The 24679-nt window shown below is 65.1% G+C and carries 21 protein-coding genes; 12 read left to right on the top strand and 9 right to left on the bottom strand.

Annotated features, from left to right (window positions below; translation table 11 throughout):
• Window positions 1-100: 100 nt before the first annotated feature.
• The 5 genes from ACTIFK_RS17395 (at window position 101) to ACTIFK_RS17375 (ending at window position 4216) form a co-directional block, all read left to right on the top strand.
• A complete protein-coding gene (locus ACTIFK_RS17395) occupies window positions 101-808 on the top strand; it encodes a response regulator (protein WP_439544277.1) in 708 nt (235 codons plus the stop codon).
• A gap of 99 nt (window positions 809-907) precedes the next feature.
• Window positions 908-2845 carry a stimulus-sensing domain-containing protein gene (locus ACTIFK_RS17390; RefSeq protein ID WP_439544276.1) on the top strand — a complete coding sequence of 646 codons (1938 nt, stop codon included), beginning with the start codon at window positions 908-910 and terminating at the stop codon, window positions 2843-2845.
• Window positions 2820-3296 (top strand): HPr kinase/phosphorylase, encoded by a 477-nt coding sequence (locus ACTIFK_RS17385; RefSeq protein ID WP_439544275.1) that lies wholly within the window; start codon window positions 2820-2822, stop codon window positions 3294-3296. Before ACTIFK_RS17390 ends, ACTIFK_RS17385 begins: the two co-directional genes overlap by 26 nt.
• 191 nt (window positions 3297-3487) lie before the next feature.
• Window positions 3488-3892 carry a PTS sugar transporter subunit IIA gene (locus tag ACTIFK_RS17380; protein WP_439544274.1) on the top strand — a complete coding sequence of 135 codons (405 nt, stop codon included), beginning with the start codon at window positions 3488-3490 and terminating at the stop codon, window positions 3890-3892.
• An 18-nt stretch (window positions 3893-3910) separates the two neighbouring features.
• Window positions 3911-4216 carry an HPr family phosphocarrier protein gene (locus ACTIFK_RS17375; RefSeq protein WP_439544273.1) on the top strand — a complete coding sequence of 102 codons (306 nt, stop codon included), beginning with the start codon at window positions 3911-3913 and terminating at the stop codon, window positions 4214-4216.
• Window positions 4217-4254: 38 nt separating this feature from the next.
• Here ACTIFK_RS17375 and ACTIFK_RS17370 read toward each other — a convergent pair whose 3' ends face one another.
• From ACTIFK_RS17370 to ACTIFK_RS17355, 4 genes are read right to left on the bottom strand one after another with little or no spacing between them, the layout of a single operon-like run.
• The gene (locus ACTIFK_RS17370) at window positions 4255-4947 is read right to left on the bottom strand and encodes an energy transducer TonB family protein (protein WP_439544272.1); all 693 of its coding nucleotides are present in this window, start codon (window positions 4945-4947) and stop codon (window positions 4255-4257) included.
• A 12-nt stretch (window positions 4948-4959) separates the two neighbouring features.
• A complete protein-coding gene (locus ACTIFK_RS17365; RefSeq protein WP_439544271.1) occupies window positions 4960-5409 on the bottom strand; it encodes an ExbD/TolR family protein in 450 nt (149 codons plus the stop codon).
• On the bottom strand, window positions 5409-6119 hold the full coding sequence (locus ACTIFK_RS17360) for a MotA/TolQ/ExbB proton channel family protein (RefSeq protein WP_439544270.1): 711 nt from the start codon (window positions 6117-6119) through the stop codon (window positions 5409-5411). Before ACTIFK_RS17360 ends, ACTIFK_RS17365 begins: the two co-directional genes overlap by 1 nt.
• A gap of 32 nt (window positions 6120-6151) precedes the next feature.
• Window positions 6152-6631, bottom strand: coding sequence for a hypothetical protein (locus ACTIFK_RS17355; RefSeq protein WP_439544269.1), 480 nt, complete (start codon window positions 6629-6631; stop codon window positions 6152-6154).
• A gap of 575 nt (window positions 6632-7206) precedes the next feature.
• On the opposite strand from ACTIFK_RS17355, the gene ACTIFK_RS17350 reads away from it, so the two are divergent.
• A complete protein-coding gene (locus ACTIFK_RS17350; RefSeq protein WP_439544268.1) occupies window positions 7207-9654 on the top strand; it encodes a TonB-dependent receptor domain-containing protein in 2448 nt (815 codons plus the stop codon).
• 443 nt (window positions 9655-10097) lie between these two features.
• Window positions 10098-12455, top strand: a complete 2358-nt coding sequence (locus tag ACTIFK_RS17345) for a TonB-dependent receptor family protein (RefSeq protein ID WP_439544267.1) — start codon at window positions 10098-10100, stop codon at window positions 12453-12455.
• A 130-nt stretch (window positions 12456-12585) separates the two neighbouring features.
• Here ACTIFK_RS17345 and ACTIFK_RS17340 read toward each other — a convergent pair whose 3' ends face one another.
• Window positions 12586-12951: a hypothetical protein gene (locus tag ACTIFK_RS17340; protein WP_439544266.1), complete on the bottom strand. Its 366-nt coding sequence runs from the start codon at window positions 12949-12951 to the stop codon at window positions 12586-12588.
• A gap of 303 nt (window positions 12952-13254) precedes the next feature.
• Between ACTIFK_RS17340 and ACTIFK_RS17335 the strand changes: the two genes are divergently transcribed.
• A complete protein-coding gene (locus ACTIFK_RS17335) occupies window positions 13255-14223 on the top strand; it encodes a 2-hydroxyacid dehydrogenase (RefSeq protein ID WP_439544265.1) in 969 nt (322 codons plus the stop codon).
• Between the two features lie 104 nt (window positions 14224-14327).
• Here ACTIFK_RS17335 and ACTIFK_RS17330 read toward each other — a convergent pair whose 3' ends face one another.
• Entirely contained in the window at window positions 14328-14744 is a 417-nt protein-coding gene (locus tag ACTIFK_RS17330; protein ID WP_439544264.1) for a hypothetical protein, read from the bottom strand.
• Window positions 14745-14927: 183 nt separating this feature from the next.
• Here ACTIFK_RS17330 and ACTIFK_RS17325 point away from each other — a divergent pair, with 183 nt between their 5' ends.
• A complete protein-coding gene (locus ACTIFK_RS17325; RefSeq protein WP_439544263.1) occupies window positions 14928-15818 on the top strand; it encodes a patatin-like phospholipase family protein in 891 nt (296 codons plus the stop codon).
• Between the two features lie 66 nt (window positions 15819-15884).
• Here the strand turns inward: ACTIFK_RS17325 and ACTIFK_RS17320 are convergent, their stop codons facing one another.
• Entirely contained in the window at window positions 15885-16349 is a 465-nt protein-coding gene (locus tag ACTIFK_RS17320) for a nucleoside deaminase (RefSeq protein WP_439544262.1), read from the bottom strand.
• Between the two features lie 37 nt (window positions 16350-16386).
• Between ACTIFK_RS17320 and ACTIFK_RS17315 the strand changes: the two genes are divergently transcribed.
• Together ACTIFK_RS17315 and rsmD are read left to right on the top strand one after the other, a co-directional pair.
• Entirely contained in the window at window positions 16387-18258 is a 1872-nt protein-coding gene (locus tag ACTIFK_RS17315; RefSeq protein WP_439544261.1) for a pseudouridine synthase, read from the top strand.
• The gene (rsmD, locus tag ACTIFK_RS17310; RefSeq protein WP_439544260.1) at window positions 18258-18815 is read left to right on the top strand and encodes a 16S rRNA (guanine(966)-N(2))-methyltransferase RsmD; all 558 of its coding nucleotides are present in this window, start codon (window positions 18258-18260) and stop codon (window positions 18813-18815) included. Before ACTIFK_RS17315 ends, rsmD begins: the two co-directional genes overlap by 1 nt.
• A 903-nt stretch (window positions 18816-19718) precedes the next feature.
• On the opposite strand, the gene hrpB is transcribed toward rsmD, so the two are convergent.
• Window positions 19719-22463 (bottom strand): ATP-dependent helicase HrpB, encoded by a 2745-nt coding sequence (hrpB, locus tag ACTIFK_RS17305; RefSeq protein WP_439544259.1) that lies wholly within the window; start codon window positions 22461-22463, stop codon window positions 19719-19721.
• A 161-nt stretch (window positions 22464-22624) separates the two neighbouring features.
• On the opposite strand from hrpB, the gene ACTIFK_RS17300 reads away from it, so the two are divergent.
• The gene (locus ACTIFK_RS17300; RefSeq protein ID WP_439544258.1) at window positions 22625-23116 is read left to right on the top strand and encodes a DUF2147 domain-containing protein; all 492 of its coding nucleotides are present in this window, start codon (window positions 22625-22627) and stop codon (window positions 23114-23116) included.
• A gap of 42 nt (window positions 23117-23158) precedes the next feature.
• On the opposite strand, the gene ACTIFK_RS17295 is transcribed toward ACTIFK_RS17300, so the two are convergent.
• Entirely contained in the window at window positions 23159-24406 is a 1248-nt protein-coding gene (locus ACTIFK_RS17295; protein ID WP_439544257.1) for a class I SAM-dependent methyltransferase, read from the bottom strand.
• Window positions 24407-24679 lie beyond the last annotated feature (273 nt).

Genomic DNA, 24679 nt, shown 5'->3' with positions numbered 1-24679 from the left:
TTCAGGCGCTGGAGCATAGTAAGGTTCCCGCCACAATTGATCCACCTTGGAGCCATAAAGCGCCATGTGGGTTTCAAGGTGCCGCTAGGAAAGTCGGAACATGAAAGAGAAAAGCACGATCGCGCTGGTCGATGACGAGCGCAACATTCTCACCTCGCTCGGCATGGCGCTCGAGGCCGAGGGCTACAAGGTCCGCACCTACAGCGATGGCGTCTCTGCCCTCGAAGCCCTGACGGAAGATCCGGCCGACCTTGGCATCTTCGACATCAAGATGCCGCGCATGGACGGCATGGAGCTGCTCCGCCGCGTGCGCCAGCAGTCCGACATGCCGGTGATTTTTCTAACGTCCAAGGACGAAGAGATCGACGAGCTGTTCGGCCTCAAGATGGGCGCCGACGACTACATCGCCAAACCCTTCTCGCAGCGCCTGATCGTCGAGCGCGTGCGCGCCATCCTGCGCCGCTTGCAGCCGAAGGATGGCACGTCGCCGGAGCCGGTGGTCGCCAACATCCTGGAGCGCGGCAAGCTCAAGCTCGATCCCGAACGCCACACCTGCCATTGGGACAACCGGCCCGTCACGTTGACTGTGACCGAATTCCTCATCCTCCAGGCGCTCGCCCACCGCCCCGGCGTGGTCAAGACGCGCGACGCGCTGATGGATGCCGCCTACGACGATCAGGTTTACGTTGACGACCGCACGATCGATAGTCATATCAAGCGCTTGCGCAAAAAGTTCAAGCAGGTCGACGACAACTTCGACGTCATCGAGACACTGTACGGCGTAGGCTACCGCTTCAAGGAAGCATAAGGTTTGCCGCCCGGCTGGCGCGCTCCCCGCCGGGAGCGTGCGCGCGGAACGACAACATCCCGGCCAGCCGGACACGTCCGGGACCGCAGTGGAGGCCTTATGGCGCTCGAGACCGAGCGATCGCCGACGTTTGCAGCGGGCTCCGACGCCATCATGGCGGGAGCGCGCCGCGCCGCCGACGCGGTGGCCGTGCCCCTGCGCTACCTGAGGCGCAAAAATCCTCTGCGACGGCAGACGAAAGCCGGCGCGACCGTTGCCCGGTTGTGGCAGGCATTCCCGCCCGTCCGCTTCGTCAGCGCGAGCCTGCTGCGGCGCGTCCTGGTCGCCAGCCTCGGCGGCCTCGTCGTGATGATCGCCGGCATCCTGTATTTCAGCGAGAATAACGGCTGGCTGATCGACGCCAAGCGCGAGTCCCTGCGCGTCCAGGGTGAGATCATCGCCGCGGCCATTGCGGGCAACGCGCGCGTCGAGACCGGCCGCATCGTCATCCACACGGACAACATTCCGATGCCCGACGCTGACGACGGCGCCTCGGGCGACGACGCCTTCGCGGCGCACGAACTGTCGATCCGGCCGGAGCGGGTGGCGCCCATCCTGCGGCGCCTGATCCAGCCGACGACGCGCCGCGCCCGCGTCTACAGCCAGGACGGCACGCTGGTCATCGACTCGGCGACGCTGCTGCGGCGTGGCCAGCTCACGCGCCACGAGCCCAAGGTCGCCAGCGACAGCCTGATGCGCCCCAAGGACTTCTGGACGCGTCTCAAGGCGCGCATGATGGGCGAGGACCTGCCGGTCTATAAGGAGATCGGCAACGCCAACGGCACGTCCTATCCGGAGGTCCGCAAGGCGCTCCAGGACGGAACGCCCTCCGCCATGCTGCTGCTCAACGAGAAGGGCGAGCAGATCGTCTCGACGGCCGTACCGATCAAGCGCGGCACGGTTGTTCAAGGCGTGCTCCTGATGTCGACGCGCCCCGGCGAGATCGACGACATCATCGCCGACCAGCGCGATCAGATCTGGGTGCTGGCTGCCTTTGCCTTTCTCGCGTCGCTCCTGAGCGCCATCATGCTGGCGCGCACCGTGGCGGGCCCGATCCGCCGCCTGTCCGCCTCCGCCGACCTTGTCAGCCGCAACATCAGTGCGCGCCACGAGCTTCCGGACATGTCCCACCGCACCGACGAGGTCGGGCAGATGGCGTCAGCCTTCGCCGCCATGACCGCCGCGCTCTACCGGCGGGTGGAAGCGAGCGAAAGCTTCGCAGCCGACGTCGCCCACGAACTCAAGAACCCGCTGACCGCCGCGCGCTCGATGTCGGAATCGCTCGCCTACGCCAAGACCGACGAGCAGAAGAAGGAGGTGGTGAAGCAGATCCAGAACGAGCTGAAACGCCTCAACCAGCTCATCACCGACGTCTCCAACGCCTCCCGCCTCGACGCCGAGCTGGCCCGCCAGCAGATGGGCCCCGTCGACGTCACCAACGTCGTCACGAGTGTTGCGCAGATCTTCCGCGACATCCTTTCCGGCGATACGCGCCGCGTCGAGGTTGCCGTCGAGCCTGCCGCCTTCGAAGGCGCCTACCTGGTGAATGGCCACGACGGCCGCCTTGGCCAGGTGCTGACCAACCTCGTCGACAACGCCGTGTCGTTCTCGCCCGAGGACGAGGCCGTCACGGTCACCGTGCGCCGCGTTGGCCCCATTGTGGAGATGACCGTGGACGACCAGGGCCCCGGCATTCCCGCCGATCGCCTGACCATCGTGTTCGATCGCTTCTATACGGACCGCCCCGACACCGAAGCCATCCGCGGCAAGAACTCGGGCCTCGGTCTCTCGATCTCTCGCGAGATCGTCCGCGCGCACGGCGGCGAGATCACCGCGGAAAACAAGACGGCCGTGGAGGCTGCGGCCGAGCGGCCGAAGGGCGCGCGCTTCGTCGTTCGCCTGCCGGGCCTTGTTGCTTCGGCGCGGTCGGGAGTAACCAGCGGCCGCCGGCCGGTGACATCGGATCGCTATCATGACCCTCTCCGCGAGCGCGGCTGAGCTCGTCCACGGCACCGCTCTGGCGCTCGACGGAAAGGTGGTGCTGATCCGCGGCGCCACTGGCTCCGGCAAATCCGATCTTGCGCTTCGCTGCATCGGCCTCGCGTCGCCGATGGACCTGCCGCGCGTCGAACTTCTCTCCGACGATCAGGTTTGGCTGACCCGCGACGGCCGCGGCATCGAAGCCACGCCACCGCCCGCCATCGCCGGCAAGATAGAGGTGCGCGGACTGGGGATCGTCGAGGTTTCCTATTGCGCATCCGCCAGGCTGGCGCTGGTCATCGACCTCGTCCCGCCTGATCGCGTGCCCCGCTTCCCCCTCGAAGAACTGTTTACGGAGCTTCTTGGTACAACGGTTCCGCTGCTCCGGCTCACGCCCTTCGAAGCGTCCGCGCCGCTGAAAGTCGTCTTGGCTCTGGCGCGCTATCCCGAGGTGTTAACTCCCCCGTGAGCCGGTGCAGGAAAACCCTTGCGTTGCCCGCGAACCCCTGTAAGTCTCCGCCCGCGTGAGAGCGGTTCGGGGCGGCCGCCAGCACCATGCCACACGGAGATTGTCGTGACGCCATGGAGAGTTAGTGCAGGTCTCGACTTCGGGGCCTGTGCTTTGGAATTGCCAACGCGAAACAACTTCGGCACGCACAGATGATCGGACTTGTGATCGTCACGCACGGTGGCTTGGCCGTCGAGTTCCGCGCGGCGCTCGAACATATCGTTGGCCACCAGTCCAATCTCGAGACGATTTCGATCGGCCCCGAGGACGACATGGAAGCCCGGCGGGCTGAAATCCTGGACGCGGTCCGTCGCACGGAGACCGGGTCCGGCGTCATCATCCTGACCGACATGTTCGGCGGCACGCCCTCCAACCTGGCCATCTCCGTGATGGACGAGGCGCGGGTGGAGATCATCGCCGGCATCAATCTCCCGATTCTCGTCAAGCTCGCCGGCCTGCGCAGCGAAGTGCCGCTCGACGAAGCCGTCACCCTCGCTCGTGAAGCCGGGCGCAAATACATCAAGGTTGCCAGCCAAGAGCTGTCTGGCGAGCAGTAGCGCGGCGGGATCGACTGAATGCCGGAGATACGCGATAGCAAACGCCCCGAGGCCGTCGTCACGGTCGTGAACCGCAAGGGCTTGCACGCGCGCGCCTCGGCGAAATTCGTCAAGCTCGCGGAGGCCTACAAGGCGACCGTCACCGTAACGCGCGATGGTCAGACTGTCGGCGGCACGTCGATCATGGGCCTCATGATGCTCGCGGCCGGCCCGGGCTCGGTGCTTTACATCACCGCCGAAGGCAAGGAAGGCCCGGAAGCGCTCGAAGCCCTCGTCAACCTCGTTGAAACCGGGTTCGGCGAAGAGCTGGCTGAAGAAGACTAGCGCCGCCACGGCGGTAGCAGTGCTGCCGTCCCGCTTGCCTATCGCACCGAGAACTTGAACGGCACGGAGACGACCATCGGCTCTTTTTCCGAGTCGTCCGGCATCTTCGGGAATGGCGCCGCGCGCTCGATCGATTGCACCGCCGCGTCATCGAGCAGCTTTGATCCCGAACTTGTCGCCACCTCGCGCGAGATCAGCTCGCCCTGCGGCCCGACCGTGAAGCGCACGACGACGGTGCCCGCGATCTTCGAGCGCGGATTGACCTTCTTCTTGGAAATGTGCGTGAACAGCCTGCCGCGGTAGGCGGACATCGCCGTCACGCCGCCGCCGGTCTTCTTTTCGCCGGTCTCTTTCTGCTCATCGACCGCAATTTCGGTCGGCTGGGCGACGGCGACTTTCTGCTCTTCCTTCACCTCGGGAAGCTCTTCCGGCTTCTCTTTGAGAACGACATCCTGCTCGGGCCCGACCTCGGAGCCGACGACGTGCGGAATGTCCTCTTCGATCGGCTTCACTTCCTCGACCGGCTTGGCGGCCAGCGGCACGGGCGGCGGCGCTTCGACGGCTTCGACGCGCTCGCTATAGACCCCCTGCTCGACGATGAAGGTGTCTTCGCCAATTCCTTCTTCGAGCGCGGCGCCACCGGGCGAAATAAGGAAGAAGCCCACCACGGCACCGTGCAAGGCGAACGAGACCAGCCATGTTAGCGCGCGCAAGCTCATGAACGTGGTCACTTGGCTCCCACCCTACTGCGCGCCCTTGGGCTTCGGCTGCGACAGCAGCGAAACCCGCCCGTATCCGCTTTCTCCGACGCGCCCCAGCACATCCATCACATCGCCGTAGTTGCTCTTCTTGTCGGCCCGCACATAGACGACCGTGTCGCCTTCCGAGGCGCGCAGTTCGCGCAGGCGCGGCACGAGCGAGTCCGCCGACACTTGCTCCTCGCGAATGTAAAGCCCGCCGTCCCCGGCCAAAGAAACCACCATCGCCTTCTTCGATTGGCTGACGCGCGCCGCCGACGTGTTGGGAAGCTCCAGCGGCACGCCCGCTACCATCAGCGGAGCCGCAACCATGAAGATGATCAGCAGCACCAGCATCACGTCCACCATCGGCGTGATGTTGATCTCGGCCATCGGGCGATAGCCGGCTTCGTCATCGTCGCCCGCAGGCGATCCGTTTCCGGCCGCCATACCCATTAGGAGCTCGTCCCTGTGCGCAGCGGTTCGGCGCTGTTGCGTGCGAAACCGTCCGCCGGCGTGCGCGACAAGCGCTTGGCGAGCTCGGTTATCGTTGACCCCGCGCGGCTCGACGCGCGCCCGAGCGAAACGGCGATCATGTTGTAGGCCATGACGGCCGGGATGGCCGCCGCAAGACCGAGGGCGGTGGCGAACAGCGCTTCCGCGATGCCCGGCGCCACGACGGCGAGGGACGTATCCCTTTGCTGCGCGATCGAGGTGAAGCTGTTCATGATGCCCCACACCGTGCCGAACAGGCCGATGAACGGCGCGGCCGAACCGATGGTTGCGAGGAACGGCAGCCCGACCTCGAGCCTGTGCAGCTCGGAGCGGAGCGACGAGCGCATCGCGCGCTCAAGGCGCCCGCGCAGATCGGAGCGCGTTTCGTTGCGGCTCGCGCCGTCTTCGGCCTCGTGATGAGCTGCGGTCAGAAGCGTGCGGACGAGGCCGCGCGGCGCTTCAGCCGGGCTTTCATCGCGAACCGAGCGTTCGAGCCGCTTGAGATCCCGGCTAAGCTTGCTGAGGCGAACCACCTTCTCGAGGATGATGGCCCAGCAAGCGACAGACGAGATGACGAGCAACAGCATCACCGATTTGACGATCGGATCGGCTTGAAGAACGAGGCCGTAAATCGAAAAATCGTGACCGGCTGCGACGGTAATCTGCTCCACGACGGATACCCTTTACTGCTTCGTCGATTGCGCTATTTCGTCAACTGTACGTCGCCGAGCGATTTGACGGTCGTCCCGGCGAGGCAGTTCTCGACTGGTCCAGCATCCGACTTGCAATCCACGACGTCGTTGATGAGGAAGCTGCCGATCTTGTCGCAAGAAATGTCGTCGAGATCGAACAGTTTCACGGTGCGTTTCTTGGCCTTGAGCGGCGCGAGGTCCATGGCGAACCGGCGCCCGATGATGCCGTCCTTCTGGAACAGCACGAGATCGAGCTTGAAGGCCTGATAGGCGGTGTCGTCATCGTTCTGAACGACGACGTAGGCGCGGCAGCCGCCGCCCTGGGGTTCGAGCTTGTTGAGTTCGACGGTGAGCGCTTTAGGGCCTGCTGCGGCGGCAGGAGTGGCCGCGGGAGCGGCGTCCTGTGCCGTCACTGGCGGCGCGCCGAAGGAAAACCCGGCGAGCGCTGCAACGGCAAGCCACGGGCCATGAGTGCGAATCTGACGGATCAAGTACGTCCTCCTAGACTTCGAATGCCGGCCAGCTTGAGCACCGTTCCGTCCCGAGTGAGGCGCGGTGATCTGCTGGCTCTTTGGTTCATTATAACCTGACACCAGACCTCCGTCCTCCGGGTTCTCTGGGGGGACCAGGAGGGTCGGCCGTACCGCTCAAAGACTTGTGAAGGTTCGGTGCCGCAATGTCGCAGCTCAATATCGCGAAATCAGGGCTCAAATCAACAGAGCGCAGCGCGTTTGCTTCAAACTTATTCTGCGTTTGCGGTGCTCAGGGTCGCGCGCGCTCAAATCGACGTGTGTAAATACCGATGGAATGCCACCAGCAACTACGTAAGTATCTGCGCGTTTATAGCGCGAATATTCGAAACGCGGAGTAGTTCCCGAAATATCGGGAAAAATTCCCGATGCGAAACAGTCACATAGGGTGGGAAAAACTCAATCAAAGGTCTGGTTTTACTTCCTGCGTCGTTGACCCTGCGGAAGCAACACAAGTAGCGTGCCGGAGGGGAACGACCGTCGCGATGGGCCCGTAAATCGGTCCTGCGACGGCCTACAAGGGGAGTTTATTTGTAATGAGATCCAGACTTACCGCCGTCATGCTCGGCGCATTGGCCGTCGGCCCGTCGGTGGCAACAGCGCAGCAAACGGCGCAGCCTGCCGAAGCCGAGCTTCCGGCGGTCGATGTCGTCCAGGAGACGCCAGTTCAAAAGGCGGCTCGCGCCAAGAAGAAAGCCGTCGCCGTGTCGCCGCTCAGCAGCGCGCCGGCCACGACCGTTGCACCCTCCAGTTCAGCTGGCACGGCGGGGACCGCGTCCGCGGGCACGGGGACGGATGGGGGCCTCGCCCCGCCGGCAACGGTACCGAGCGCCGTGACGAACGTAACGGACACCCAGATCGAACGTGAAGGGACGTCGAGCGTCCAGCAGGCCCTGCAGCAGAACGTGCCGGGCATCATCATCTCCGACGCCGCCGGCAACCCGGCGCGTGCAGAAGTCTCCTACCGCGGCTTCGACGCCTCTCCTGTCAGCGGACGCTCGCAGGGCGTGGCCGTCTACCAGAACGGCGTGCGCATCAACGAAGCCTTCGGCGATACCGTCCAGTGGGACGTGTTGCCGAGCAACGCCATTGCATCGATGTCGGTGGTCGCGAACAACCCGTCGTTCGGCCTGAACGCACTGGGCGGCGCGATCAGCATCCTTATGAAGGACGGATTCAGCTACCAAGGCGCCGAAGTCGACGTCATGGCCGGTTCGTTCGGCCGTTATCAGATCGGCGTCCAGGCAGGTGCCTCGAGCGGCAACGCGTCGATTTATGTCGCCACCGAGGGTATCAAGGAAGACGGCTTCCGCGACTTCTCCGAGACTGAGGTCAAGCGCTTCTATGGCGATATCGGCCTCAAAGGCAGCATGGCCGAGCTTCATTTCAGCCTGACGGCTGCGAAGAACGAGTTCGGCGCGACCGCTGCAGCACCCATCGAGCTGCTCCGGCGGTCCTGGAGCAACACCTTCACGTCGCCCCAGACCACCAATCTCGAAGTCCTGATGCCGACGATTTCAGGCACGGTGAAGGCGACCAACACGCTGAGCTTCTCCGGCGTCGGTTACTACCGCAGCTACAAGAATGCCGTGGTGGACGGCAACGTCACGGAGCTTGAAGAATGCGATGACGGCGGCGTCGAGCGGCTTTGCTCCGACGAGCCTGACAACTTTATCCGCAATGCCGTTACCGGGGCACTTCTCGAAGCCGATGACTTCCCGGAGCCGCTGGGCTCGATCGAGCGCCTGAACACCAAGAGCGACAGCTGGGGCGGCGTCATCGAAGGTCAGGAAAAGTCGCCGCTGTTCAATCGTCCGAACCTGTTCATCGCCGGCGTCTCCTACGATCACGGCCGGTCGAACTACAAAACCTCGAGCGAACTCGGCCAGCTCGGGCCGAAGTATGTGGTCACGGGCTCGGGCGTTACGATCCGCGACGAGGAAAACGAACTCGCGCCGCGCGATTTGGACTCCGAGAACACCTACTGGGGCCTCTACTTCTCGAACGCTCTGGACATCACCGATCGCCTGACGGTCACGGTTGGCGGCCGCTATAACAACGCGACCATCAAGTTGCATGACAACACCAACGACTTCCCGGACCTGAACGCAACCAACACCTATGAGCGCTTCAATCCGCAGGCAGGCCTCAATTATAAACTGATGCGTGGCTTGTCGATCTTCGGCGGCTACTCGGAATCGAACCGTGCACCGACACCGGCTGAGCTCGGTTGCGCCGAGCCTACCAATCCGTGCCTGATCGAAAGCTTCCTCACCGACGACCCGCCGCTGGATCAGGTGGTCGGTCGCACGGCCGAGGTCGGCTTGCGCGGACAGGGCACCTATATGGGCGGCCAATATACCTGGGGCGCCGGTCTGTTCCGCACCCTCGCGGAAGACGATATTCTGCCGGTCACGGTCACGAGCGGTGGTGCGAGCCGCATCTTCTTCGTCAACGCTGGCGATACGCTGCGCCAGGGTGTTGAGCTGTCAACGACCTACGAGACGAGGAAGTGGAGTGTCTACGGCACATATGCGTTCGTCGATGCCACGCTCGACAGTTGCGATGATCCCAGCGGCGAGTGCGCCTTCCTGGAGGCCGGCGATCGTCTGCCGGGCATCCCGCGTCACCGCTTCAAAGCCGGCTTCGACTACTGGCTGACGTCGAAGTGGAAGTTCGGTGCGGATGTCGTTGCTGCCAGCAACTCGCCGTACTTCCCGAACGAAGTTTCGGAAGATGAAGGTCTCAGTGCATTCCTGCCGGGCTACGCCCGCGTGGACCTGCACACTTCGTACGACATCACCGACAACGTCCAGGTTTACGGCCTCGTGAAGAATCTCTTCAATCAGAAATACGGCCTGTACGGCACGTACTTCGAGGCTGATGAAGTCCCTGATCTTAGCGGGCCCGGCTTCACTGACCCGCGTACGATGTCGCCATCGATGCCGTTCGCCGCCTACGGTGGCGTGAAGGTCAAGTTCTAGGCCTCGACCAAGAGACTGCACAAACGCAAGCGCCCGGCAGAAATGCCGGGCGCTTTTTTGCGTGCGGCCTCGTGGATTTGCCGCCCGTGAGTCGTCTTGCAAGGTCTCTGAGCGGTGAAAACCCACCCGCGCAATCACAATCAACGACGTTCAGTAAAGGCCGGATGCCGCCTCCTCGGCAATCGCACATCGGTACTTAAACCTCATGTGATCCGTAGAGAAACGGAGGGGGTGACACGGTATAAGTCATTGTTTTTGAATGGTTTTGGTGCCTTATGGCAACAAAGCATTTGTTTCGGAGATCACAGCGCGCGATTGGGAAAAAGCGCCCGTTGTTCCCAAGCCTTCCCTTCGACATTGCTGAAAGTGACCAGAACGTGGCCGACGGCGCGGATGGCGTCCAACGGTCTTCCGGGGGGATTGTTTTGAGGGAGTGGAACGGGATGTTTAGTCAAATTAAGCTGACGCGCGCGGTTCTGATGGCAGGCGCCGCCTGTCTCGCATCGTCGGCGGCCTGGGGCCAGCAAGCGGCCCAGCCTGCGCAGCAAGCGTTGCCGGACGTTGAAGTCGTCCAGAAAAAGACGCCCGCCGCCAAGGCCGCGCCGGTCGCCAAGAAGCAGGCTGTTCAGTCGCCCGCGCCTCAGCAGCCGCAGCCCGCCGTTGAAGAACGCGCCGAGCCTGCACTTGAGAATTCGCCTTACGGAGCCGTCGGAAGCGCTGGTGCCGCGCAGCGCGCTCAGAACGGCTCGCTCTCGCCGGTCAACGCCAAGTCCATTATTCCCGAAAACCTGCAGAACTTCCCCGGCGCGGCAACGCGCGTGACAACGAGCGAGATGGAAGCAACGCGCCCGCTGAACAATCATGAAGCCCTGCGCAGCGTCCCGGGCGTCGTGACCGTCAGCGACGACGGCTTTGCCCGCCATGGCGGCGTGAGCATCCGCGGATCGGCGCATCGCCGCTCTCGCAAGGTGCTCGTCATGGAAGACGGCGTGCCGATCAACTTCTCGACGTATCTCGACTCGTCGACGCACTACACGCCCCCGACCGAACGCCTCGAGAGCATCGAAGTGATGCGCGGCGCTGTGCTGAACTACGGGCCGCTCAACAACCATGGCGTCGTCAACTTCCGCAACCTGTCGCCGTTCGGTGCCAACGAAACCGTGATCAAGGCCGGTATCGGCACCACCTCAGACGTGAACCAGGACGTCAACAACTTCCGCCACGTTCATACGCGTCAGAACTTGGGCAACGTCGGTGTCGTCGCGTCGTACTCGGGCGCAGATGTCGGCGGGTCTTGGGACGTCGAGGAGCTCGGTTACAACGACTTCTACGGCGCACTCGGCTTCCGCGGCAGCAATCAGGACCTGACCATCTCGGGTGGTTTCTTCCGCCAGCGCGATGTGTACGACGAGGACAACATCGAGGATCAGGACGACCTCTTCACCTTCCGTCGCAACAAGACGGCAGCGGGTCGCGCCGGCGCTCTCGACGAAGACGCTACGTGCTGCCGTAATCTTTCCAGCTACAACGCTGACTTCTATCGTCTGCAGCTCGCGCATAACCTCTACATTGACGACAACACGACGCTGACGACGCGCATCTATGGCAACGACCACGAACGCGCCCGCTTCTTCGCCGTGGAAGGCGACAGCGTTGCTGATCTCGTGATGGAAGGTCGCGACCGCGAGTATCGGAACTACGGTGCGGATTCGCGCGTCGAATTTGCCAACCTCCCGCTGTTCGGCGGCATGAAGCATGACCTGCAGGCTGGCGTTCGCTATGAAGAGCACTTCTTCACGAACCAAAACCGCATCGGCGATGATGGCGAAATTCTTACGTTTGGTAATCGTGGAGCGCAGGATGGTTTGCCGCAGAAGCTCGAGGCAAATTCATTCGCCGCGTTCATCCAGACCGCAATCCATGTGACCCCAAACTTCACCGTCACCCCGGGTGTGCGTCTCGAAAGCTATGAGATTGAGTTCCGCGATCTCGAGGATAGCCAGTTTAACGGTGGCGCGGATTACGACAGCGTGCTGCCCGGCATCGGCTTCGCTTGGAAGGCCATGCCGTTCTCGACCGTTTACGGCGGATACCATCGCGGTATCACGCCGCATATCATCCGCGACGTACAGGAAGCTGCTGAGGATGCCGGCGCATTCGTTGCGCCCCCGGAGGAACTCGGCGACAATTTTGAGATCGGCTTCCGTACGAAAGCAATTCGCGGCGTAACCTTGGATCTCGCCTACTTCCATAGCCGGATCGAGAACTACCAGTTCGGCGAGTCGTTCCAGAGCGCAGCCGGTGACCGCGTGTTCTCCGCTCTCGACGAGGTAACGCTGCAGGGTGTTGAGGTCTATGGCCGCCTCGACAGCCAGCCGTTCACCGGCGGTCCGTGGAACGTCTTCGGTGAAGCGGTCTACACCTACGTCGACTCGGAGATTAACAAGGGTATCAACGAGGACGAGGATAGCGTTGCGGGCAACCGTGTCCCCGAATCCATGCGGCACTTCGCGAACCTTACGGTCGGCGTCGCCTATAAGAATCTTTGGGACGCGAGCGTGACCTACAACTATCGCGGTGATTACCACACGGATGCCGATAACTCGTCATATGCCGACGAGGGCCTCGTTCCGGATGTGTGGCTCCTCTCTGCGCGCGCAAACTACAAGATCACCGAAAAGCTTACGCTCTGGGCATCGGGCAACAACCTCACCGACGAACTCTACATCACGGATCGCGCTGACGGCGTGAAGCCAGGTGTCGGTCGCACGCTGTGGGCCGGCTTCGAGGTCAAGTTCTAAATGTCACCATTCGGGGCGCGCGGTCGCAGCTGTGATCCGCGCCCTGGATCTCGCCTGCTTCTCCCGCATCGGCGAAATGGCGCGGCACCCTAGCGGGTGCCGCGTTCGCGTTTGTGGCTCGAGGCGCCGGCTAGGAGCGGACGATCTCAGCCGTGTCCGCCAGGAGATCGTAGGCGCAGGAGAGGCCGTTGCCGCCGGACAGCACCAGAAACGGCTGGCGGTAGCGCGCATCCCAGAGCTCGTGGTCGAACTGCCAGAAGTGCACGGGCACGGACGGTTTGCCGATCGTGACGCGCGCCTCGTCGCCCTTTGACCAGTCGATCGCCGCCCCGTCGGCAGGCGCGGGCGCCGGAGACGCCGAAGCCGCGCAGGCTTGCGCCGCGCGCACGCGATAGGCCGCGACCAGCGCGTCCGTCGTCGCCGCCCGGTAGAAGCTGTCCTGGACCCCGATCTTGAGGGCCACCAGCAGCGCCAGAAAGAGCACGAAGGCCCTCATCGATCCGTCCCATTCCGGCCGCGCCATCGGAGCGGCCACCGGAGGCAGACACCGCCGGGCGGCGCGCCTACACCTCGAAAAAGAAGAGAAAACACTGCCCACGTCATGGTGAACAAACGATTACCAGGAACCATGGCCGGGGCCGCCGAACGGGATCGCCGGGCCTGCCGCGCCTTCGCACCGCGGCAAACCTGCGCGCCCGGCGGGATTGCCCGGGAAAGGCTTGTCAGAGCGTGCCGCATGCGGCATGGATCGCGGCCAGTCCCACACTAAAGTCGGATTTCCGGGGAGGACAAGAGACCCATGACGAAGAAGAAGATCCTGATCACCTGGCCTCTGCCGGAAGCCGTGATGGCCCGTGCGCGCGAGACCTATGACGTCATCGCGCATGGCGACAATCCCAAGATCACCGTCGACGAAATGCTGGAGACGGCAAAATCGGTCGACGCGGTCCTTCTCACGCTGAACGAGAAGTGCCCCAAGGCCGTCATCGACCGCGTGCCTGAGAACATCAAGTGCATCTCGACGTTCTCGATCGGATTCGACCACATCGACCTCGAAGCTTGCAAAGCCCGCGGCATCAAGGTCGGCAACGCCCCCCACGGCGTCACGGTCGCAACGGCCGAGATCGCGATGCTCCTGCTGCTCGGCTCGGCACGCCGCGCTGGCGAGGGCGAAGCGATGATCCGCACGCGCTCCTGGCCCGGCTGGCAGCCGCTGCAGCTGGTTGGCCAGCGCTTGGACAACAAGAAGCTCGGCATCTACGGCTTCGGCAAGATCGGCCAGGCGCTCGCGCAGCGCGCCCGCGGCTTCGACATGGAAGTCCACTACTTCGACATCTACCGGGCGAAGCCTGAGGTCGAGGCGAAGTACAACGCCATCTATCACGACAGCCTGGACAGCCTCCTCGCCGTCTCGCAGTTCTTTTCGATCAACGCGCCGTCCACGCCCGAAACGCGTGGCTTCTTCAACAAGGCGACCATCGAGAAGCTGCCGCAAGGCGCGATCGTGGTGAACACCGCGCGTGGCGATCTCGTCAACGACGAGGACATGATCGCAGCCCTGAAGTCCGGCCGCCTCGCGTATGCGGGCCTCGACGTCTTCGCGGGTGAGCCCAAGATCAACGAGGGCTACTACGACCTGCCGAACACGTTCCTGTTCCCCCATCTCGGCTCGGCCGCCGTCGAGGCGCGCAATCAGATGGGCTTCGAAGCGCTCGACAACATCGATGCGTTCTTCGCCGGCAAGGACATGCCCTTCAAGCTGGCCTGATCTTTCAAGCCAGTCCGGAATGCATTCGGGGCAGCCCGCGGTTCGATCCGCTGGCTGCCCCGAAACGTTTCAGGCCCGAACTGTTTCAGGCGAGGGGAAATCGCTTACTGGTTGACTGCGGCCTGGCGCTCACGACGCTCGCTGCGCACGCGCGTCAGCATGTCTTTCGCCAGATCGCGCGAGGCGGCGTCGCAGGCGTCGGGGCTGCTGTAGAGCCGGTCGTAGTCGCGCGCGAGGATCGGGAACACGCTCTCACCGAAGCGCTGGTTGGCCTTGCTGCCCATCATGAACGCCGTCTGGCGCTCGTCGATATAGGTGTCGAGCTCGGCGATTTCGGCTTGTGTCAGCGTGCTCGGCAGCGCCGGACGGCTGCACTTGACCGCGATGATGCGGGCCGCGATGGCGCCGCCGATCGAGGCCTTGGTGCCCGGCCAGCGTTCGGCCTGCGCAGAAAATCCAAAAGCTGAAGAGAATGCCAGCGTCAGCATCACCGTCGACGCACGGGCCCAGGTGGTGATCATGTTTTACTCCGTCATGAATGACTGGCCGCGCGCGGAGCTGTTGGGCTCGTTTGACCGGCATCGTGCGCCGGCCGGCTCGTCGCAGTCACAAACTGGAGGCAGGGTGATTTCCGTCACGCTGTTCTGTCGCGTGCAGCCGGACCTGCCTATGATGCGCAGAGAAGCTATCTCTGAGGCCTGATCATGGCAGACGGCGACGCATATTGCAGTGCGGCAAAAGGCGAGGAGAGGCGGCCGTCGATTGGCCTTGTTCTGGGCGGCGGGGGCGCCCGCGGGCTCGCCCACATCCTGATGCTCGAAGTGTTCGACGAGCTTGATATCAAACCGAAAATCATAGCGGGGACGTCGATCGGCGCCATCTTCGGCGCGGCCTATGCCACCGGGTTATCTGCCCGCGACATTCGCGCGCACACCGAGGAGACATTGACCAAACGCTTCGGCCTCGTCCGGGACCTGTTCGCCGCGCGCGCCCCGCGCTCCGGCCGCATCTGGGACCTCTCGGCCCGCACGGCGTTTCTGGCGCCGGGCGCCTTGCTGGACCTCATCCTGCCGGACGGGGTACCGCTCACGTTCGAGGACCTGCCGATCCCGCTGCGCGTCGTGGCGAGCGATTTCTACGCCATCGAGGCCAAGGTATTTTCGTCGGGCGCGCTCCGTCCGGCGGTCGCCGCCAGCATGGCGTTGCCGGTCATCTTCGAGCCTGTGCTGATCGACGGCCGCAGCCTGATCGACGGCGGCCTCACCAACCCGCTGCCGTTCGACCTCATCGCGGGCGAAGCGGACATCGTGGTCGCGATCGACGTTTCGGGCTCGACCGTGGCGTCGCCGTCGCGGCCGCGCCCGACGGCGCTCGAAGCCCTGTTCGCGTCATCGTTCCTGTTCGAGCGCGCGATCGTGCGCGAGAAGCTGAAGTCCCATCAGCCCGACATCTACATCGACGCGGGCACCGGCCACTTCCAGGCGCTCGAGTTCCTGAAGGTTCGCGACATCCTGGCCGCCGCCGAGCGCGCCAAGGACGAACTGCGCGCAAAGCTCGTCCGTGCGCTCGCGCGGTCCGCGTCGCACGCGGGATGATAAGCCATGTCGCACGCGGCATCATAGGCGGCGTCGCATGCGCAAAGTCGCATGCGTGACGATGAGTTAGTCCGCGCGCCGTTCGGCAAAGAACGTGGTTAGCACCGCGCGCGCCTCCACCTCGCCTAGTCCAGGATAGACATCGGGACGATGGTGGCAGGTGGCGTGGCTGAACACCCGCGGCCCATGCTCGACGCCTCCGCTTTTAGGGTCGGATGCGCCGTAGTAGAGACGGCGGATACGCGCAAACGAGATCACGGCGGCGCACATGGGGCAGGGCTCGAGCGTCACGTAAAGATCGTGGTCGATCAGCCGCTCGCTGCCGAGCGCGGCCGCCCCGGCGCGGATCACGAGCATTTCGGCATGCGCCGACGGGTCGGAGAGCTCGCGGGTCCGGTTTCCGGCACGCGCCACCACGAGTCCCGTGGGATTAACCAGCACAGCGCCGACCGGCACCTCGCCGCGCAATGCCGCAGCGCGCGCCTCGGAAAGGGCGAGTTCCATGTGGCCGACGTGGGCCTGGGGTGCCATAAGGTCGTCTTCCTGATTGCTTCGAGGCCAGATTTACATGCGCAAAACGTTTTTCGGTCAACGTCCTCTGCGGGGCAAGCCTACTGGCGCCAAACGCGGAGCACCAACCGGCCGGCCGGGCGCGGGCGATGACAGGCGGCCGTCGGGCGGCGGACGCGACGACGGAAAGCCACGCGGCCAAGGCGCGCGCGGTGGACGCAGCGAGGGCGCACGCGGAGACGGCGGACACGGTAAACGCGAGCACACCAAGCGCGACGGCGGCGGACGAGGTGAGGGACGAAGCGAAGGACGCGGCGCACCGAAGGGCGCCTTCTCGCAGCGGTTCAGCAAGCGGCCTGGTGGCCGGACTGGGGCGCAGGGCGATCGCCGCGATGGCGCGCCGCGCGGAGAGCGTCCCGATACACGCGGCCAACGCAGCGAGAAAAGCGGCGGCAGCGGCGCGCGCCATCCGGCTGCGAAATTCGGCTTCAAGAAGCGCACATCGCAAGGCGGCGGACGCGACCGGCGCGGCCAGGAGCCGCTGGACCGCGGCAATCAAAAGAGCACGCGCTTCCGCACCCGGCCCGCATTCGGCAGCGGCAGCACGGGTGGCGCTCGCGGTGGCGGAGTGACCGGTCCGCGCGAAGAACGAAGCGGCAGAAACGAGCAGCGTGAAACGCGCGGGCCAAAACCGGGCGGCCGTTTCGGCAACCGTGGCGGCGGCAGCGGCGCGCGTCCTGGTGGCTCTCGCCCCTATGGCACGCACGGAGGTCCCGCGCGGACGGGTGGCGCCAATGACGAGCGTGGCGAACGCGGCGGCCCGCGCGGCGCGAAGTCGGGACAACGTTTCCGTGAGCGCCCCGGCAGCGGCCCCAAGCGCAGCGAACGCCACGGACCTGACGCCTACGCCGGACGCGGTGGTCCTCCGCCGGGCGTGAAAGTCCGCGAGCGCCCCGAACAGAAGGGATCACGTTACGACCGCATGGACCGGCCGGAATGGACCGCGGCCAAAGCCGAGCGCCCGCACAAAGGGGGCGCTGGCAAACCGCGCAACCAGCCGCACGTCCCCGCCGTAGCCGAGCCGATGCGCATCGCGAAGGCCATGGCCCGCGCCGGGCTCTGTTCGCGCCGCGATGCGGAACGCTGGATCGCGGACGGCCGCGTCAGCATCAACGGCGAGGTCCTGAAAACACCCGGCGTCGAGGTGAACCCGAAAGACCGCGTGCTGGTGGACGGCATGCCGTTGCCGGTCGCCGAGCCGTCGCAGCTCTGGCGCTACAACAAGCCGAAGGGCCTCGTCACCACGCATGACGATCCGCAAGGCCGCCCGACGGTATTCGACAACCTGCCGGCCGGCCTGCCGCGCGTCATCTCCGTCGGCCGTCTCGACTTCAACACCGAAGGCCTGATCCTGCTCACCAACGACGGTGAACTGGCCCGCCACTTCGAGCTTCCGTCGACCGGCTGGCTGCGCCGCTATCGCGTCCGCGCCATGGGCCGCGTCAATCAAGCCGAGCTGGACGCGCTCAAGGAAGGCGTCGAGATCGAGGGCGTGCGCTATGGCCCCGTCGAGGCCGCAATCGACACCGTCCAAGGCGCCAACACGTGGCTCACCGTCGGCATTCGCGAAGGTAAGAACCGCGAAGTCCGCAAGGTGCTGGAAAACCTCGGCTTGGAGGTCAACCGGCTGATCCGCATCTCGTTTGGGCCGTTCCAGCTGCTCGATCTGGAGCCGGGCGAAGCCGAGGTGATCAAGCGCCGCGTGCTGGCCGATCAGCTCGGACCGCAGCTCGCCGTCGAGTTCGGCCTCGTCGACAAGAGCGACGACAAGGGCATCGGCAAGAAGAAGGGCGGCGGCCATCGCCCCCTCAAGGCGAAGCCCAAGCCCGAATCCCAGGCCAAGCCTGAGCGCGACGGCGAGGACGACTGATGCGTGTCGTTGCGGGGACGCACCGGGGGCGGGCGCTCGCCACGCCGCAGAACGAGGACGTGCGCCCGACATCCGACCGCGTGCGCGAAGCCGTGTTCAACATCCTCGCGCACGGGGCGGAAGAGTTTTCGCTCGACGGCGCGCGCGTGATCGATTTGTTCGCGGGCACCGGCGCGCTCGGCATCGAAGCCATCTCGCGTGGCGCGGCCTATTGCCTGTTCGTCGAGGAAGCCCCGGAGGCCCGCGCGCTCATCCGCACGAATGTCGAGGCGCTGGGCCTGACGGGCGCGACCCGCATTTTCCGCCGCGACGCCACCGATCTTGGGCCCTGCGGAAACATGGAGCCCTATGCGTTGGCGTTTCTCGATCCGCCCTACGGCAAGGGCATGGGTGAGAAAGCGCTGATCGCGCTGCGCGACGGCAAGTGGCTCACGTCCGGCGCAATCGTTGTGCTGGAGGAACGGGCCAACGTCGATGTCGCGCTGCCGGATGGCTTCGCGGAACTCGACCGCCGCACCTGGGGCGACACGCAAGCCATCTTCGCGCGCATCGCCTAGAGCTACGCTCTCGCTTGCGTCACCTTCACTCCAACGTCATCCCGGCGTCATGGCAGAGCCATGCTTCGCATGGAAGGCCGGGACCCACGACACGCTTCGGCACCGGTGCGTTCTCGGAAGCGTGGCGCACGTGGACACTTGCGTGGATGGCCGCCTTCGCGGCCATGACGAAAGTCGGCCGGCGTTCGGAAAACGCTTCCGGAGCGTGACCCTGGAGGGGTCGGCCGGATGACGAGGACCCACACCAACTGTCATCCTCGGGGTCATGGCGTAGCCATGCTCAGCATGGACTCCCGAGGACCCATTTCTCGCTCCGGCGCCCGCGGAGGGTTGGTCGGGACAAGCCCGACCATGACAAAGAGAGTGGCGCAGAAGCTTATCGGCGTGTCGCCTGAAGGGAGTGTAGGCGAGAGTCATGACACACACGGTCACCTCCACTCCAACGTCATCCCGGCGTCATGGCAGAGCCATGCTTCGCATGGAAGGCCGGGACCCACGACACGCTTCGGCACGGGTGCGTTCTCCGAAGCGTGGCGCACGTGGATACTTGCGTGGATGACCGCCTTCGCGGCCATGACGAAAGTAGGCCGGCGTTCGGGAAACGCTTCCGGTCAGCGTGACCCTGGACGGGTGGATAGGATGACGAGGGACCTACTCCAACTGTCATCCTCGGGGTCATGGAGTAGCCATGCTCAGTATGGACTCCCGAGGCCCCAACTTTCAGCTGGGAGAAGAGACGCAGTTGCTGAAGCGTCTCGCCACCTGCCGCTGCGTTCCCGGGTGGCGAAATGGATCCTAGGCACAAGGCCTAGGATGACAGGGTGGAGATGCGCGCAATGTTGGATTTTAATTGCCGCATCGCGCGCGCTGAGCGGGAGACGCTGAAAAGGGCAGAGGACAGGCTCACGTCCCGCGCGGCTTGGCGCGCGCGGTGGGCAGGGCGTTGGCGGGATCGTCCGGCCATGGGTGACGCGGATAACGGCCCTTCATGTCGGCTTTCACGGCCGCCCACGAGCCCGTCCAGAAACCCGGCAGATCGCGCGTGATCTGGATCGGCCGATGCGCGGGTGAGAGCAAATTCAGCGTCAGCGGCAGCTTGCCGCCCGCAATCGCCGGATGCGCCTTGAGCCCGAACAGCTCCTGCACGCGGATGTGCAGAGCAGGCGCCCCCGCGCCCTCGTAGTCGATGGCGTGCCGATTGCCCGTCGGTGCTTCGAAATGCGTCGGCGCCTCGTCTTCGAGCCGTCTCTTGAGGGACCAGGGGACGAGCGCGTCGAGCGCCGCCCCGAGGTCTTCGGCGTCCAGCGCGTCAAGCCGCGTCTTGCCCGCGAGGTACGGGCCCAGCCAGTCGCCAAGCGTTTCGGTAAGCGCCGCATCGGAGAGGTCGGGCCAGTCGCCGCCTCCGGCCGCGCGCAGGAACGCCACCCGGTCGCGCAACTGAAGCTGCGCCTTGCTCCACGGCAAACGCGCCGCGCCGAGCGCGATGAGCCCTGCAACGAACACGGCTTCGACCTCCGGACTTGGATCCGCGGCCCTTGGTTCGCTGGCAAGCTCGAGCGCGTCGAGCCGGCGCGTACGGCGCACGCGAACGGACGCGGTCGGCCGGTCGAACGCGATCTCGTCGCGGTTCGACACGCGATCTCCGGCGAAGGCGAGCACCTCGGCTTCTGTCGTGGGCGCGGCAAGGATGATCCGGGTCGCAGCCGCGCTGCCCTGCATTTCCGCCACGACGAGAAACGGCGCACGCGCGAGCCCGTCCGCCGGATCGACATGCGCGCCGCGCCCGTTGGCGAGCAAAAACTGGCCCCGCGCGCCGCGCGCCTTGGCGATCCGCTCCGGATACGCAAGCGCCAGCAAAGCAGCGGTGGAGACGTCGTCCCCTCTCCCCGTCCTTTCGGGGAGAGGGTTAGGGTGAGGGGCAGAATGAGTGTGAGGGGCAGAATGAGCGTGAGGGGCATCGGTGGAGCGCGCCGCCGGCTGTTCCCCTCCCCCTCGTGCCGAAGGCGCGGCTTCGCCACGACGCGGGGAGGGGTTAGGGGTGGGGGGAATCCTGGACGCTGGCCGTTGGGATTCCCCCCCTCCCTGACCCTCCCCCACAAGGGGGGAGGGAAAGTGCACGTTCCCGGATGTTCGTCCGCCGAACTCGCGCGCCGTCCGTGCCCACCCCTCCGCCATGCGCCGCATGTCGGTCGCGCGCCGCGAGCGGTCGCGGCGAAACATGTCCAGCCGATGATCGAGCGACGTATCGTTGCCGCCGACACCGCGCTCGACGAGCACGGCCGCGATCTCGGCGGCTTGGTTCTCCGCGCCGGTCTCCGCCGCCGCGATTAGCATGGCCGCGAGGCGCGGCGGCAACGGCAGCGCCCGCAAGCGCCGGCCCTTATCCGTCAGCCGGTTCGCATCGTCGATGGCGCCGAGCGCGGCCAATTCCTCGCGCGCGGCATCGAGCGCGGATGCGGTCGGCGGGTCGAGCCAGGCGAGCGTGCGCGGATCGGTGACGCCCCACTCCGCGCAATCGAGCACCAGCGGCGCCAGATCCGCCGCACGAATTTCCGGCTCGCTGAACGCCGGCAGGCTCGCGGTTTCGGCTTCGTCCCACAGGCGGTAGCAGACGCCCGGCTCCATGCGGCCCGCACGGCCCCGGCGCTGGTCGGCGGAGGCCCGCGACACGCGCACCGTTTCAAGACGCGTCACGCCGACATCCGGATCGAAGCGCGGGACGCGCGAGGTCCCGCAATCCACCACCACCCGCACGCCCTCGATGGTGAGCGAGGTTTCCGCGATCGCTGTCGCCAGCACGATCTTGCGCTGACCGGCCGGCGGGGGTGAGATCGCCATGTCCTGCTCGCGCCGGTCGAGTGCGCCGTAGAGCGGCGCAAGGATCGCCGCCGCCGGGTCGATCCGCTCGCGCAAACGCTCTTCCGTGCGCCGGATCTCGCCTTGTCCCGGCAGGAAGGCGAGGATCGAACCCGTATCGGCGCGGAGCGCGCGTTGAATGGCGTCCGCCATGCGGTCTTCCAAGCGCTGCGTCGGATTTTTGCCGAGGTACCGCGTCTCGACGGGAAAGCTGCGGCCGTCGCTCGAAATCACCGGCGCGCCGCCGAGCAACTCCGCGACCCGGTCTCCTGCGAGCGTCGCGGACATCACCAGCAGGCGCAGATCGCCGCGCACGCTGCCCTGCGCATCGAGTGCCAACGCCAAGCCGAGATCGGCATCCAGCGAGCGCTCGTGGAATTCGTCGAACAGCACCGCGCCGATGCCGTCAAGAGTGGGATCGTCGAGGATCATGCGCGTGAAGACGCCCTCGGTGAGCACCTCGATGCGCGTCTTGCGCGACACCTTGGTTTCGAGCCGCGCGCGCAGGCCGATGGTTTCGCCCACCTCCTCGCCGAGCGTCGCCGCCATCCGCCGCGCCGCGCCGCGCGCGGCCAGCCGGCGGGGCTCGAGCAGTAGGATCTTGCGGCCGGCGAGCCACGCCGCGCCATCGAGCGCCAGCGGCACGCGCGTTGTTTTGCCGGCGCCGGGCGGCGCGATCAGCACGGCTTTGGGTCCGCGCGCAAGGGCATCCGCGAGCGGCCCGAGCGCGTCGTCGATCGGAAGAGGTGGCGCGAATCGCCGGAATGGGTGTGAAATCGTCGCGTCCGTCATCGTGGCGGGCTTAGCACGCTCCGGGCTGAATGCGGAACCATCACCAACAGCCGCCTTTACAACACCATCAAGGTGGCGGATATCCGGCCTGCTTTGCCGGCGCCACCGAGGCCCACGGCGCCCAGGTCCCCCACGAGCGGCCCTCACTCAGGAGACGTTGCATGCTTCGCCTGGCGGCCCTTCTCGCTGTCCTGCTCCCGACGCTGGCTCTCCCGGCCTCCGCAACGGAGCTCGACGGCTTCTGGATGGATTCGCATGGCGAGGTGGTGCTGGAGGTGGGACCCTGCGGCGCCGCGATGTGCGCCAAGGTGGTCTGGCTGCGTCTGCCCTATGGGCCGGATCGCTTGCCGCTGACGGACTACCGCAATCCGGACAAATCCCTACAGGTGCGGCCCGTGTGCGGCCTGCGCGTCATTGAAGGGTTTACGAAGCAGCCCGACGGGACCTGGGGCGGCGGCAATGTATACGTGCCGGACCTCGGCATGGGGTTCAGCGGCTACGCCACGGTCTTGAACCCGAAGCAGATCGAAGTGCGCGGCTACGTGCTCCTGCCGCTTTTCGGTTCCACCGAGGTGTGGAGCCGGGTCCAAAAGCCCGCCTACCATTGTGAAAAAGATGGCGTCCCGCCGGCACCACCCCCGAAGGTGGAGTAGACGTCCTCATCACGATCCGATTGTCGCTTCGGCGTCCCCGCTCTACGCCGGCTCGATGCCGCGCTCTTTTTCGCGCGCGATGAACGCGCGCTGCGTATCGGTGATGTAGTCGCGCACGATCGGCACCGCGTCACGCTTCTTGGACAGCTGCATGTGGAACACCAGCTGGCTGCCGGTGCGGAACATCATTTCCGCGCTGATCAGATAGAACTCCCACATCCGGCAGAAGCGCTCGTCGTACATCTCCGCGACCTTCGCCCGGTTGGCCTGGAAGCGCTGCTCCCAGTGGGCGAGCGTCTTGGCATAGTGCAGCCGCAGGAATTCGCAGTCCGTCACCCAGAGGCTGTTCTGCTCGACGGCCGTGAAGACCTCAGAAAGCGCCGGGGAGTAGGCGCCTGGGAAGATGTATTTCCGCATCCAGGGGCTTGCCGTGCCGGGCGGGCTCATATGCCCGATCGAATGCAGCAGCATGACGCCGTCGTCGGTCAGCAGCTCGTTCACCTTGGCGAAGAACTCGCCGTAGTGCGCCACGCCCACGTGCTCGAACATGCCGACCGAGACAATCCGGTCGAACCGCTCCGTCAGCTCGCGATAGTCGCGCAGCTCGAAGCGCACGCGGTCCGCGAGGCCAAGCGCTTTCGCCTTCTCATTGGCGAGCCTGCATTGCTCCTTGGACAGCGTCACGCCGACGACCTGGACGCCCTCCGCCATCCGGCCGAGATAGAGCGCCATGTCGCCCCAGCCGCAGCCGATGTCGAGCACCTTCTGGCCGGGCTTGAGATCGAGCTTGGAGGCGATGAGGCGGAGCTTGTTCTGCTGTGCCTGCTCCAGCGTGTTGTCGTCGCTCGTGAAGTAGGCGCAGGAATACTGCATGCCGCGGTCGAGGAAGAGGCGGTAGAAATCGTTGCCGATGTCATAGTGATGGGCGACGTTCTTTTGCGCCTTGCCGATCGGGTTCGCCTGCTGGAAGCGCTTGACGCCGCGCGAGGCCGCACGCAGCACCCGCTGCAGCGGATACGAGCCGAGCGACAGCCGGTTCTTGGAGAACAGCGTGAGGAAGTCGCGCAGCGTCGAGTTCTCGAAGCTCATGCGCCCGTCCATGTAGGCTTCACCCGCCGCCAGTTCCGGATTGAGGAACAGCGAACGGTAGAGCGTCGGGTCTGTCAGCCGCATCGTCACGTCGGGACCGGCCGCGCGGCCGCCGAAAACATGGGTCCGCCCTTCTGCGTCGATCACCTTCAGGGTGCCGACTTTGACGAACGATTTGAGCATGTGCGAAAGCGGAAACATGTGACCTCTTGTGCGCGTAAATTCGTCAGAGTCTATTCATTTCCGACGGGATGAACGATGCGTCCGCCTGAACGGCCAGACAAATCCGATCGTGGCAGGTGCCGAGGCTTGCGTGGGTGCCGGCCTGCGCCAGCATGACGTCTTTTACTTGTCGTTCCGATGTCCCGATACTCCCGTCACCCCGGCGAAGGCCGGGGCCTACGCAAGTCTCCAAGAGCGAGCCGAGGGCGAGTCGTGCATCGGCTTGGAGCCATTGACGAAAACGAGGGGTGA

This window comes from Hyphomicrobium sp., from assembly GCF_051860585.1.
Taxonomy (GTDB): Bacteria; Pseudomonadota; Alphaproteobacteria; order Rhizobiales; family Hyphomicrobiaceae; genus Hyphomicrobium_C.
The sequence above is the reverse complement of the archived record's forward strand: the minus strand, read 5'-3'. Positions and strand labels throughout refer to the sequence as shown.